General features: G+C 41.5%; 11 protein-coding genes. 8 read left to right on the forward strand and 3 right to left on the reverse strand.

Features of this window, described 5'->3' with window-relative positions; all coding sequences use genetic code 11:
• Nucleotides 1-18: 18 nt before the first annotated feature.
• The 3 genes from ACNOGP_RS10875 to ACNOGP_RS10885 all read right to left on the reverse strand — a co-directional run bounded on the left by ACNOGP_RS10875 (nucleotide 19) and on the right by ACNOGP_RS10885 (nucleotide 5,884).
• Nucleotides 19-387, reverse strand: a complete 369-nt coding sequence (locus ACNOGP_RS10875; RefSeq protein WP_418212875.1) for a hypothetical protein — start codon at nucleotides 385-387, stop codon at nucleotides 19-21.
• 216 nt (nucleotides 388-603) lie between these two features.
• Nucleotides 604-1,707, reverse strand: a complete 1,104-nt coding sequence (locus ACNOGP_RS10880) for a glycoside hydrolase family protein (protein ID WP_272720490.1) — start codon at nucleotides 1,705-1,707, stop codon at nucleotides 604-606.
• A 148-nt stretch (nucleotides 1,708-1,855) separates the two neighbouring features.
• Complete coding sequence (locus tag ACNOGP_RS10885) at nucleotides 1,856-5,884, reverse strand: two-component regulator propeller domain-containing protein (RefSeq protein ID WP_418214757.1); 4,029 nt, start codon at nucleotides 5,882-5,884, stop codon at nucleotides 1,856-1,858.
• Nucleotides 5,885-6,136: 252 nt separating this feature from the next.
• Between ACNOGP_RS10885 and ACNOGP_RS10890 the strand changes: the two genes are divergently transcribed.
• The 8 genes from ACNOGP_RS10890 (at nucleotide 6,137) to ACNOGP_RS10925 (ending at nucleotide 13,399) form a co-directional block, all read left to right on the forward strand.
• Nucleotides 6,137-7,330 carry a glycoside hydrolase family 88 protein gene (locus ACNOGP_RS10890; protein WP_418214758.1) on the forward strand — a complete coding sequence of 398 codons (1,194 nt, stop codon included), beginning with the start codon at nucleotides 6,137-6,139 and terminating at the stop codon, nucleotides 7,328-7,330.
• Between the two features lie 214 nt (nucleotides 7,331-7,544).
• Complete coding sequence (locus tag ACNOGP_RS10895; RefSeq protein WP_004320290.1) at nucleotides 7,545-8,111, forward strand: helix-turn-helix domain-containing protein; 567 nt, start codon at nucleotides 7,545-7,547, stop codon at nucleotides 8,109-8,111.
• Nucleotides 8,108-9,355 (forward strand): site-specific integrase, encoded by a 1,248-nt coding sequence (locus tag ACNOGP_RS10900; RefSeq protein ID WP_004320288.1) that lies wholly within the window; start codon nucleotides 8,108-8,110, stop codon nucleotides 9,353-9,355. The genes ACNOGP_RS10895 and ACNOGP_RS10900 overlap by 4 nt, the downstream gene beginning before the upstream one ends.
• Before the next feature lie 410 nt (nucleotides 9,356-9,765).
• Nucleotides 9,766-10,320 carry a hypothetical protein gene (locus tag ACNOGP_RS10905; RefSeq protein ID WP_229101816.1) on the forward strand — a complete coding sequence of 185 codons (555 nt, stop codon included), beginning with the start codon at nucleotides 9,766-9,768 and terminating at the stop codon, nucleotides 10,318-10,320.
• A 133-nt stretch (nucleotides 10,321-10,453) separates the two neighbouring features.
• Nucleotides 10,454-10,822 carry a helix-turn-helix domain-containing protein gene (locus ACNOGP_RS10910; RefSeq protein ID WP_004320284.1) on the forward strand — a complete coding sequence of 123 codons (369 nt, stop codon included), beginning with the start codon at nucleotides 10,454-10,456 and terminating at the stop codon, nucleotides 10,820-10,822.
• 43 nt (nucleotides 10,823-10,865) lie between these two features.
• The gene (locus tag ACNOGP_RS10915) at nucleotides 10,866-11,207 is read left to right on the forward strand and encodes a helix-turn-helix transcriptional regulator (protein WP_004320277.1); all 342 of its coding nucleotides are present in this window, start codon (nucleotides 10,866-10,868) and stop codon (nucleotides 11,205-11,207) included.
• 2 nt (nucleotides 11,208-11,209) lie between these two features.
• Nucleotides 11,210-12,316 carry an AAA family ATPase gene (locus ACNOGP_RS10920; RefSeq protein WP_165601824.1) on the forward strand — a complete coding sequence of 369 codons (1,107 nt, stop codon included), beginning with the start codon at nucleotides 11,210-11,212 and terminating at the stop codon, nucleotides 12,314-12,316.
• A gap of 198 nt (nucleotides 12,317-12,514) precedes the next feature.
• Nucleotides 12,515-13,399: a toprim domain-containing protein gene (locus tag ACNOGP_RS10925; RefSeq protein ID WP_004320273.1), complete on the forward strand. Its 885-nt coding sequence runs from the start codon at nucleotides 12,515-12,517 to the stop codon at nucleotides 13,397-13,399.
• Nucleotides 13,400-13,493: the final 94 nt, after the last annotated feature.

Genomic DNA, 13,493 nt, shown 5'->3' on the forward strand with positions numbered 1-13,493 from the left:
GTGTGTGAAGCCTGCTGACTACTTGGTGCCAGCTTTTTTTAAGTCAATGCCATATACTTCCTTACCGAAGTTGACCATCTCTTCATAGAAGTCGGCACGCAGCTTCTCTGTTGCCAGTTGCTTCTTTAATAATGCCACTTCCTGCTTGAGCTTGTCATAATCTGCCGGAGTGACATCCTTGCCTTGTTTCTTCATCTCTTCAGCGATTTGGGGATTACAGGACTCAAAGGTACGAAGAACTCGATAGAAAGAAGAACGGGAAAGACCTGTTTCCTGAAAAATCTCCGCTTTTGATTTTTTGTTGACATAATACATCTCATAGATGTGATGATGCATTTTCACCCGCTCCAAGGCAGATGACAGACCTAATGTTTGATCCTTTTCCATAATTGGGATTTTAGGAGTCAACCTTTTTTAAAACAAGACACTGTTACTTGAAACTGAAGTTTCAGTGTGGGGAAACAAAATTGAAACCGACAGGTGACAGGTGATAGGTGACAGGTGTGGTGATAGGTTCCGCACAACCTGTCACCGTGTATGAAAGTGCGATGAATAAGTACTTTCGGGACTTACGGTGATAGGTGATAGAGGAAAGTGCGAAATTTATTGGATGGGAATCACCATATTCCATGATTTATTTGCATTCTCGAATCCGCCGGGACCATCCATCGTTGCAAAAAAAGCATGGGTCATTTTTCCGTTTTCATCGAATAGTAGGAAAGGACGTTCCAATTGCCCCTGCTTTTCCACTTTCCCATCTTCCCATTCTACGGTGAGAGAATAGGCTTTAGGATCCTTATCGACTGTCCAATGAATGCCGTCTTTGGAGTGAGCCATCACTCCGCCACCTCTTTCTCCGGTGAATTTTGCCACATGGTCTTTGAATATGGCATGATAACCTCTTTTGTCTTTCCATAAAAACGGATCTTCCGCTTCCCCTTGACCGTCTACCTGGAAAATAGGCTGGTCATTGTTGAGTACGGTATACGGTCCTTCGATAGAAGGAGCGTATGCAATACCTAAAGACATATCGGAGTGTTTACCGTTGGGAGTATAGGCACGTCCTTTGAAAATCATCATTACCGAACCGTCCTCCTGAAGGACCGGAGAAGGATTGGAAGTCAGAAAACTATAGAACGTATTGGGTTTTGTTTTCAGTATCGGTTCATCAAAACGTTTCCAAGGACCGTATGGACTGTCGGAAACAGCCAGACCGATTCGTTTATTGGCACGTCCTACGGTGCACCAAGGGCTACTTAGAGTCAACTCGGCGTATGTAGGTTCGGCGAAAGGATGGGTAGACCCCATATAGATAAGATAATATTTACCTTTATATTTCAGTATGCGTGGGTTGTGCGTAGAACGTCCGTCCCAATATTGTGCACCGCGTGCCGGTAATGCCACATCACTGAATCTATATGGTCCTTGAGGAGTATCAGATATTGCATGTACAATTTCCGAAGCTACCATCCATCCGGGATGAAAGGGCAGGGATTTTGGAAAGCGGGATACAAACATATGATATTTTCCATCCTCGCCTTTTACGACGGAGCTTCCCCATACCCAATATCCTTCGGATTCAAAAGCCGGTGTGCGAGGAGCCTTCTTCAATTTGTGGAACAATTCGTTTTTCGATTGTTGCTTGAGTTCTACCAGATTATCTATTTTCTGTGCGAAAACTATACTAGTGGAAACAAGGGTACACATGAAACAACTGATGAAATATAAAAAACTTTTTTTCATGGCTTTTCTTTTTTCTGTGAGTGACATATCTGTTTTTCATCTGCAAATAACGGTTGTTTTTACCGGAATGAGGTGTATTATACGTACATGAATAGTACTTTCTGCGTACACTTTATTCTTCTTCCTCTTCGTTATCTGCATTTTCTCCTTTTCTGTATGTCTGTGGCACAACACGATACTTTTCCTTGAAACATTTACTGAACTGTCGGGGAGAGGAGAACCCTAGCCGGTCGGAAATCTCGGAAATATTGAGTTCCGGGTTTTCTTTGAGCATGATAGCAGCCCGTTTTAAGCGGATAGTTAGAATAAATTCATAGGGTGTTTGTCCGGTAATTGCTTTCAACTTGGTAAATAGTTTGGTACGGGCAATACCGGTTTCACGCGCTAGGATATCCACGTTGAACTCCACATTGTCAATATGACTTTCGATTACTTTCATAGCTCTATCAACTAATTCTTTATCCATAGCATTAGTGGCTAGTATCTGTGGAGTAGCTTGTGGTTGTTTGCTGAATTTCTCTTGTAGTATGATACGATTGTTTACCAGATTATTGCAGCGGGAAAGCAGGATATTGATATTAAACGGCTTGGTGATATAGTCATCGGCTCCCAGACGTAAACCCTCTAGGTTGTGTTCTATTGCTGTTCGTGCGGTGAGCAATACCACAGGGATATGGCAGGTTTCTATGTTTTCTTTGATTAGTTTACAAAGTTCCGTTCCCGACATTTCCGGCATTACAACATCGCTTAACACAATAGCGGGCTGTTCAGATTGTATTTTTTCCCATCCTTCACGTCCGTTGGCGGCTGTGCTGACAACATAAAACGACTCGAATATCTTAACGAGCATTTCCCGTAGAGAATCGTTGTCTTCTACAATGAGTATGCGGGCCTCTTTGCTTTTCTCAATGTTTTCGTTGCTCATGACCTCCTGCTCGTTCAACAACTGTTCTTGGAGTTCCTGAAGAGGAATATTATTTTCTAAAGCCAGTTGCGATTCTTCTTGCCGTTTGCTGAACTGTTCAGGTGTAAAGTGTTCATTTCCGGTTTTGAGATGAACGCTGAAAGTCGTTTCTTCTCCCGGTTCACTGTATACGTCGATAGTACCATGATGTAATTCAACAATACCCTTAGTCAAGGATAAGCCTATCCCCGTGCCTGTGTACGATAATGACTCTATTTGATCGGTTTGATAAAAACGATTGAATACCTTATTGATATCTTCCGCAGCAATACCGGTACCGTTATCTGTTACTTCGATAATAACCTCCCGGTTACCTTTACGTACTGAAACGCTGATTTCACCTCCTTCTTTGGTGTGTTTGAATGCGTTTGATATCAAATTGTTCATAACCTTTTGTAGCTGTTTGGCATCATACCATACATTGATGGAATCATTTGTTTTTCGGAAGTTGAAAGAAATCTGGCGTTGCAAGGCGTATTCTTGAAAAAGGAGGTAGTTTTCATAAAGGAAATCTACAATATTGTGTTCACTCACTTTAATTGTCATATACCCTTGTTCTTGTTTACGGAAGTCAAGAAGTTCGGTGATTAATTCCCGCAATTGCAGGCTGTTTTTATAAGCACCCAGTATTTTATTGTAGACTGTCGGTGCAAATGAACGGACTTGCAGTAACATTTCCATCTGGCCGATAATCAATGTCAATGGAGTACGGAATTCATGTGAGATATTAGTGAAAAAGCGTAGCTTTGCCTGATTAAGCCGCTCTATATCCTCGGTGCGTTTCTTTTCGTATTTTAAGGATTCTTGTAGCTTGATGCGGTTGTTGTAGGTACGGATCAGGTAATAGAGTACACCGGCAATAATAATAAAATAGAACAGATATGCCCAAATGGTCAGGTAGAATGGAGGAAGTATTACAATGTCCAGCCGACTTTCCGGTATTTGTGACTGGTTGTTTTTGATACGTACCAATAGAGTGTACTTCCCGGGACTCAGATTGGTATAAGTAATGGTATTTTGCCCCCGGGTGGTAGTCCATGTCTCAGAAAAACCTTCCAAAAAATATTCCATCTCATTTTTAGCGGCGGGGATATAATTTGAAATTGCATATTCGATGCTGAACATGGATTGGCTGGATTTGAGTACAAGTTTTCGGGTTATACTCAAGTCTTCCTTTAAAATGCCGCTATCATCATCTACATTTACATCTTGTCCGTTGACAATAAGACGGAATGGAGCAATGGTATAGCCTTTAGGAATATAATTGATATCTTTTTCCTTGAAAGAAATCATGCCGTCGATTCCTCCTATAAAGATTTCTCCTTGTTGTGATTTATATAATGAACGTTCATTGATGGCAGATAGCGGAACGCCGTTTTCATGATCGTAATTTTTGAATCTCTGTGTCTGATAATCTAAGATGGAAAAACCGACATCCGTAGTAAAAAGAAGTTTGCCGGGTGATAATTCACATACATCATTCACGCAGTCGCTTGCCAGTTCATTCTTTTCTCTATCAAAGTTTATAAAGTCGTCCGTGTCATATCGGTAAAGGTCTATACCGCTTTCATTGCTGCATAGCCATAGTCTGTGCTGGCTGTCTTCGTAAATCCGGTTGATACTATTGCTGCTAAGGCCATGTTCCAGTGCATGATTATGTTTGTAGTTTGTTATCTTCTGGTTGTCAAATTGATAAGAATATACACCATTGCCACCTCCGCAAATCCATAATGTTCCGCGATGGTCGATAAATATTCCAGCGGCATACGTTATTTTATAAGGTAATGTCTGGAATAATCGTTTTACTTTGCCGGTTTCCGGATTGAAAATGCAAACTCCCGCATGGCTGGCGATTATTAACTGCTCCTTATAGGGAATAATATCTCTGATGATATTGGAAGGAAGTGACTCCGGATCGTTTTCATTATGGAAATATTGAGTGAATTTCTTTGTTTTCAGATCCATCTTATTTAGTCCGCCCAGATGAGTTCCTATCCAGATAACTTCACGTAGCGGATCATAATAAAGTGCTTTCACATTGTTGTGTGAGAGACTGCCGGGTAGCTTGCTGTGTCTGAACCATTCGAATTTTCTGCTTTTCGGGTCGTACTTATTTAATCCTCCGCCTTCGGTCCCTATCCATAGGTTGTGCTGACTGTCTTCCGTGATACGCCCCACGATAGGAGAGCTCAATCCTTCACTCTCTGTTTTTGCTGCTTGATATTGATGATAGATCTGACTTTCCGGATTGAAGTAATTTACTCCGCCAAAATAAGTCCCTACCCATATACTTCCTTGATGGTCACAGAGAATGCTCCAGACGGACGAATGGCTCAAGCCGTTCTCACGTTTCTGGTAACGTGTGAATGTCTGGCTGGAAGGGTGGAACATGTTAAGGCCATTAAAGGTTCCTATCCATAAATTACCCTGTTTGTCTTCACTGCAACAGCGGATAAAATTGGAACTGATGCTGGACGGGTTTTGCTCTTCGTGCCGGAAATTGCTGATTGTTTCTCCATTCATCATGAAAAGACCTTCTTCCCAGCTTCCGATCCAGTATTTTCCGGACGAGTCTTGAAAAATGGTTGAGATATTCCCCTTGGAAATGGGATGAGATAATTGGTGGTGGCGGTCCAAACTGAACAAACCCTGATTTTCCGTGCCGATCAAGATTTGATTGTCGTTGACGTGCAGTGCTGTAATTTTGCTTTTCTGAGGCAATTCATAATAAAGGCTGAATTGTTTGCCATCGTATATATAGATACTGTTACTGTGGGCTGCATATAATTGTTCATGATAGAACATAGCCCGTATTTCTTTTTGTATTAATGTTGTAAATGTGTCTTTTCTGATATTGAGAGCGGATATTCCTTTGGGCGTCATGAAGTAAACTTCTCCCTTTTTATTTCCGGTAATATGATTGATATTATTGTAAATTAAACTATTGGAACTGTTCTTTCGGAATTTATATACTTTAAATTCATTTCCGTTATAGAGATTGGCTCCATTTCTAGTTCCGATCCATATAAATCCCCGTTCGTCTTGGTACATCGTCATGACCGCATTATTGGAAAGTCCTTCATTGGTGGTCAGATGACCGAAGGTAATATCTTGAGCTTGTCCTTTTATGATGCAGACAATAAGAAAACAGATAAAAAGGAGGTGTCTTTTGATTATCATAGATATCAGGATACTAAAATTCGTAACGCAAATATACGTTTTTCTATTGAAATATAACTGTAGTATGAGTACATAATATATGAGCTGTAAGTACATTGCCGGTTTCTTGTGTTGTTGTACGTACAATGTATATATCTTGTATGTATGGCTCGGTAACTATTGGACAATCGCCTTTATATTTGCATCATCATTAAAAAATAAATAGAAAACGAACCGTATATGAAAGGCTCCTTTTTAACTTTTATGGGAATGATTGTCCTGATGATGACAGGATGCACTTCGAAGAACACGACTGTTGGTGATATAGTCGCTGATAACATAACGAATGCGGTATCGCAATACTCGTTAATGACAGATCAGATAGAAAAGAACGGCCATATCTTAAATCCGAGAACATTGGATAAAAATGGTGAGGTGGTTTATGTCCCTTATGATGATTGGACAAGTGGATTTTTCCCAGGTAGTTTGTGGTATATGTATCAATTGACAGGAGATGATAAATGGGAGAAACTGGCGGAGAAGTATACTGAGGCCTTAGACTCTGTACAATATCTTACCTGGCACCATGATGTAGGATTTATGGCAGGATGCAGCTACCTTAACGGAATGCGTTTTGCAGATAAGGATTATCGTTCCGTAATCATGCAGTCGGCGCAATCGCTTTCTACTCGTTTTCGTCCGAACGCAGGCGTTATCCAGTCGTGGGATGCGGACAAAGGCTGGCAAGCGGAAAGGGGATGGAAATGTCCGGTGATTATAGATAATATGATGAATCTGGAGTTGCTTTTTGAGGCTACACGTTTGTCCGGTGATTCTACCTATTATAATATAGCGGTCAGCCATGCCGACCGGACATTAAAAAATCACTTTCGTGCAGACTATAGTAGTTATCATGTGGTAGATTATGATCCGGAAACCGGTATGGTACGTGGCAAACAGACCGCACAAGGTTATGCGGATGAATCGGCATGGGCACGTGGACAGGCATGGGCTATTTATGGATACACCGTTTGTTATCGTTATACGAGAAAACCGGAATATTGGGAACAGGCTTCCAACATTTATGATTTCATTTTTACTAATAAGAATATGCCGTCGGACTTGATTCCGTTTTGGGATTATGATGCATTGAATATTCCTAATGAACCCCGGGATGTTTCGGCGGCCGCCATAACGGCTTCGGCTCTTTATGAATTAAGCACTTATCTGCCTAATCCTAAATATAAGAAGACTGCCGATAAGATACTTGCCGCGTTAACTACATCTGCTTATCGGGCAAAAGTAGGAGAGAACGGTCATTTTATTTTGATGCATTCCGTAGGAAGTGTTCCGCATGAAGCGGAAATAGATGTTCCGTTGAATTATGCGGATTATTATTTTCTGGAGGCTTTGAGCCGTAAACGTGATTTAGAGAAGGATACCAATTCAGAAACAGTGAAGTAAGCTCCTATAGAAATAAGAATACATTATCATAAGGAAAGCGTGTAGCTCAATGAGTTACACGCTTTTCTTGTTTTTGGCCGTACACAATAATATTGCTATCTTTGCGTTATTATTATAAACATCTGTACCTCATTTGTATCTCGAAACTATAGTAGATAATGTGCGAAACTATGGGGCGCAAGATAATTAGTAACAATAACATAGAGATATTAGTATGCCTGGATCAAAGTATAAGATAGTGCGGAAGTGTCCTGTATGCGGAGAAGAATTCTTCGCACGGACTTTGGAGTCTTGGTATTGCTCGCCAAAATGTTCCAAAGTAGCTTGGAAACGCAAGCATGATGAAGAAAAGCGTCAGTTGGAATTAGACAGCATAGCCAAGAGTATTCCCAATTATAGGGATTATATCACAATAACAGAAGCGTATGCTTTGTTTGGTATTAGCCGAGATTCCATTTATCGGCTAATAAAACTGAACCGAATCTCATCTATTAAGCGTAAAGGAGCCAAAATCAAGGTCAGCAAAACGGAATTGATGAAGTTATACCCACTTCGGCAATCTCCGCTTGACACCAACCCAAGGAAACCAGTTACCATGTACCGCATGGAACCAGAGGATTGCTATACAATAGGTGAGATTTCCAAGAAATTTCATCTGGATGACAGCACCGTGTATGCTCATATACGAAAATACTCAATACCGACCCGGCAAATCGGTAATTATGTGTATGCTCACAAGGAATCAATAGACAAACTTTATAAAGATATAAAACCATTATGAAAAGATTAGATTATACTAAAGTCTCCGTCAAATTAAAGAAAAGTGAGTGGAGAGATGAGTGGTTCATCTATCTTGAAGCTTATCCTGTTTATGAGACGGGAAGTGACAAACCCAAACGAGTGCGTGAATATCTCAGGAGGTCTATTACTACTCCGATATGGGATAAAAGACGTAGTGAGCGAGCCGTTGCTGGTAGAATAAAGTACAAGCCCAAGCGAGATGACAATGGCGTTATTCAGTGTAAATCCAAGCAAGATATGGAAACTTGCCTTTATGCGGATGGCGTTCGAGTCCTGCGTCAAAAAGAATACGACAATATGGCTCTCTTTACTGAGCAGCAAATGGAAATGGCAGAACAAAGCGAACGCTCAAAATGCAATGTTCTGGAGTATATTGAGAAGCTAATCAAAGAAAGAGAGGAAACTGCGTCAGAATCGATAGTTGTCAACTGGCGCAGATTGCACACACTGTTGTCAATGTTTGCCAAGTGTGACTACATACAGTTCTCGCAGATTGACATGAAGTATATTGAGGCATTCCGTTCCTTCTTGATAAAGGCACCGCAGGGTGGTTCTAAGAAAGGAACTATTTCAAGGAATACGGCATCGACGTACTTCTCTATCTTCAAGGCGGCACTCAAACAAGCTTTCGTGGATGGCTATCTGAATTGTGATATTGCTGCCAAGGCTAAGAATATCATGTTTCAGAGTGCTCGAAGAGAGTATCTGTCACTCGAAGAACTTAATATATTGGCAAAGACTCCGTGTGATGATATACTAAAACGGGCAGCCTTGTTCTCTGCACTGACAGGAATGCGACATAGCGATATTCAAAAGCTTAAATGGTCAGAGGTGGAAGAATACAATGGTGGGTACCGTCTCAATTTCACTCAGCAGAAGACTAAGGGCGTTGAATACATGCCTATATCGCCACAGGCATACAAGCTTTGCGGTGAGCGCAAGAAAGACGGAGAACTGTTGGTGTTTGCCGGACTGCCTGACCCTTCATGGATATCAAAGCCTTTGGAACGGTGGGTAAAAGCATCAGGGATTACCAAGCACATCACCTTTCATTGCTTCCGCCACACCTATGCAACATTACAATTGGCTAACGGTACAGACATATATACAGTAAGCAAAATGTTAGGGCATACCAATGTAAAAACTACGCAAATCTACGCAAAAGTAATTGACAAGAAGAAAGATGAAGCTACAGAAGCTTTTAAGTTGGACATAGATGAATAGTGATTATCATTTGTAAGCACTTAGTATAGAAGACCACTTGTATCAATAAGTCCTTTATTGTACAGGTGGTTTTTAGTGCCTTTCATTTTCATCATTCTATGTAATGATGCTATTGTTTTGGCACTTTAACCTTTCGTGGAAACCAAACATTTATAACAATAAACAGATAAAAATGAAAAAAGACAGCCTTTTTTGGCTTCTCTCTTTTTGAAGAGAGCAAGCGTGTCCACAAACATGTGGAGTGTACAGAAGACTTCTACAGAGAACTGTATGAGTTGTTTGAGATCGCAAGAAGTTGGTATCTTCAAGCTGAAAAGAATCATATGAAGACAGAGTACTTCATAGAACTATTTGAGCGCAGTCACCAATATATTGACTGTGATTGTGCACGTTGTAAGAACTCGCGACAGATGGCAATTGGCATTATTGGTACTTTGTTTAGAGACTCTAAGTGTGTGTCAATAATCAAGAAAAAAGAAGATTATTCCAAGCAGGAACTTATTGAGTTGTTTCTTCAACATGTGGGTACTGGTCTGCCAATCCTTACCCGAAAGAAATCGTCCATCCTCACTTTTGGATGCCAATTGTCAGACAGACAGATGGATTTGTTGGTAGAACTTGTCCAAAGTCACGACATATTTGATTTTGCCGACAACAGTGATGTGCGTAGCGAGTTGTGTCGCCTATTCAAGTGCGACTTGGACGCATCTATCCGTGTAAAAAATGTACGTAATGTAGCCATACTGTTTGACGCTATGGCTCAATACCATTTGATAAACAATAATTGGCAATATGTCATGGGAGAAGGTCGCTTCTTAACCAGTATCAAAAAGGACGGAACAGAGAAATTCATAACTTCGAGTTGTCTTTCCTCTTCTCTTTCAAGGATAAGAAGAAACGTTTCCATGACAGCAAGTCAATATGCCATCTGCAAATCCATCGAACAGATATTAAGAGAGGAATAAATCACAATAATTCTGCTAAATGCAAGTAAAAACGTGATAGTTTGGTTGATACTGCCTTACTATCACGTTACTTTTTCTATTTAGTGACAGTCTCCCCATAACTTTGCATCAAAAATCATAAAAAATAATTAGCATGGAAGAAAATAGTATAAGATTTGAAGATATTCCCAACGCTATAACGGGGGTACTGAAAAAGCTGTCATCATTAGAAGACAAGATTGATGGTATATATGAACTTGTTCAATCAGAAAAAGAAGAAACATGGTTTACGGTTGCTGAATTATGTGCTTATCTCCCAACACATCCGGTAGAGCATACCATATATTGCTGGACAAGCAATCGGGAAATACCGTTTCACAAGAGAGGCAAACGCATCATGTTCCTCAAATCTGAGATAGATGAATGGCTTCAAGGAACCAAGGGCAAATCGAAGAACGAGATTCAAAGAGAAGCAGAGGAATATGTACTATCTACACAAAGAAAGAATAGACGGCTAATATAACCGTGCTACTGTCTGTAAACAATTTAATTAAGGTACGTGACACATGAATGAAAGACATTTTAGACTCTATGAGCGAATTGTCGCAATAGAAGACAGTTTGGAGGCTTTGGGACCTATTGACAAACTAATAGAGCGAATCGAGGAATTGGAGAAGATGGTCAAGCAGACCAAAACCGTCTTGGGGTTTGACGAAGCATGTAAGTATATTGGTGTTTCTGAAAGCCTGCTATACAAACTTACAGCCGCAAAAGAAGTTCCACACTATAAGCCAAGGGGAAAAATGCTGTATTTTAATAGAGAAGAAATCGACAAGTGGCTGCTCCAAAACAAACAAGAGATTATTGGAATGGTAACGAAAACAGAAATTAATAATCCGAAAGAATGAAAATGGAAGAAAATAACAAACATGTACAGCCTAACTCAAAAGAGGAAGGAGTACAGCGTCTCAATCGCATATTGAGCGAATCGTTGATAAAGGCAACAGATACTTATAAAACACCTCCTCAGATTATATGGGTTGATAATTCCAGCATAGCCACATTGGGCAACTTCAGTGCTTCTACGGGTAAGGCAAAGGCGAAAAAGACCTTCAACGTGTCTGCCTTGGTGGCTGCATCACTCTCCAACGGTAAGGTTCTTAACTATCGAGCCAGTCTGCCAGAGGGAAAGCGCAAGATACTGTATGTAGATACCGAGCAGAGCCGCTATCATTGTCATAACGTGCTGGAGCGCATCCTGAAGCTCGCCGGTCTGCCTACAAGCATCGACAACGAGAATCTGGACTTTATCTGTCTGAGGGAGTACACACCCTCCGTCAGGATAGAGGTCATAAACTATGCGCTTGCCCAAGACCAAAGCTATGGACTGGTCATCATCGACGGAATCAGGGACCTGCTTCTCGACATCAACAATGCGGGAGAATCGGTCGAGGTCATCAACAAGATGATGGAATGGTCATCAAAGTATGACCTGCACATCCATTGCGTATTGCATCAGAACAAGGGCGACAATAACGTGCGCGGGCATATCGGTACGGAGATGAACAACAAGGCAGAGACGGTGCTTGTCATCACCAAGAGCACCACCAATCCCGATATCAGCGAGGTGAAGGCTATGCACATCCGTGAGAAGGAATTCAAGCCGTTTGCCTTTACCGTCAATGAAGAAGGGTTGCCAGAGATTGTCGAGCACACGCCGGAGAAGGAAGAAGGTGACAAGCAACCGTCAAGGTTTACTTACCAAGACTTGACATCCGAACAGCATAACGAGGCACTGACGGCTGCATTCAAGGAGAAACCTATCAAAGGATTCGATCGCATGGTGGAGGAATTGACGCAAGCCTATGCAGACATCGGCTTCAAGCGTGGCAGAAGCGTTATCATCAAAATGCTGAAATATCTGATGAACGAGCAAAAGCTCATAGTGAAGCGGGATAATCACTACTATTTCGGATATACTCTTGCGGAGATTGACCTGTTCCATGAAGAGGAATAAAAACAGTTCAGAAACCAGTTTAGTTTACGTCCGTGCCTATATATAAGAAATAAGGCCAAAGTAAACCGAAATCGGAGGCTGAATTGGGAAGCGGAAAAGTAGTTTAGCAAATGGTTTAGTTTACGGGGGTGCCTATATAGGAGAAAGGGTAAAGTAAACTGTTCCATGGACAAAGTGAAACCGAACAAATGAAATGCAATGAATATTGAACAATCGAAGAAACTGAGCATTATAGACTTCTTGGACAAGGAGAATGTAACGCTGAAAAAGAAGAAGGGCAATGCCTACTGGTATCTGTCACCCTTCAGGGACGAGAAGACCGCATCGTTCAAGGTCAGCAAGAAGGAGAACCTGTGGTACGACTACGCCATTAAGGAGGGTGGCGACCTTGTGGAGTTGGTAAAGCGCATGTATAACAAACACTCCGTTTCCGATGCCCTTGCCTACCTTGCGTCCAAGAATATCACCACTGTGGATAAGGCGATAGAGACCGCCATCGCAGCCAAGGAATACACGACAACCAAAATGAACGATGTGAAGCTGCTTCCTCTGAGCAACCATTCTCTGCTGTCCTATTTCAGTAGCCGACGGATAGACATCACCATCGGCAGGATGTATTGCAGGGAGATACACTACAAGGTTGAGCAGAAGCATTACTATGGCATTGCCTTTGGCAACCTAAGCGAAGGACATGAGGTGCGCAATCCCTATTTCAAGGGCTGCATCGGGCATAAGGATATCACCCTGCTTGCCCATACATTCAATGAGTGGCAAAGCGGTTGTCTGGTTTTTGAGGGCTTCATGGATTTCCTTGCGTATATGACCCTCGTCAAACAGCAAGATAGATGGTTTGTCGTTGAAAGCCCTTGCGACTATATGATACTGAACTCAGTCGCCAACATCAAACGAGCATTGCAGTACCTTGACCGTTACACCCACATCCATTGCTTCCTCGACAACGACCAGGCAGGACGCAAGACGGTTGAGAGTATCAGCAATGTATTCGAGTACAGGGTGACGGACGAGTCCTTCAGGTATGCCGACTACAAGGATGTCAACGACTATCTTATGAGGAAAAGATAACCTGTCAATGAATAAATTGTTTGGATTCCGACTCAAAAAAGCTCTTAAAACCGCTTTTCATGTTAATTTATCACAAATATGTGCGATTTTGAAG

Source organism: Bacteroides difficilis (assembly GCF_048319815.1).
In the GTDB taxonomy this organism is placed as follows: domain Bacteria; phylum Bacteroidota; class Bacteroidia; order Bacteroidales; family Bacteroidaceae; genus Bacteroides; species Bacteroides zhangwenhongii.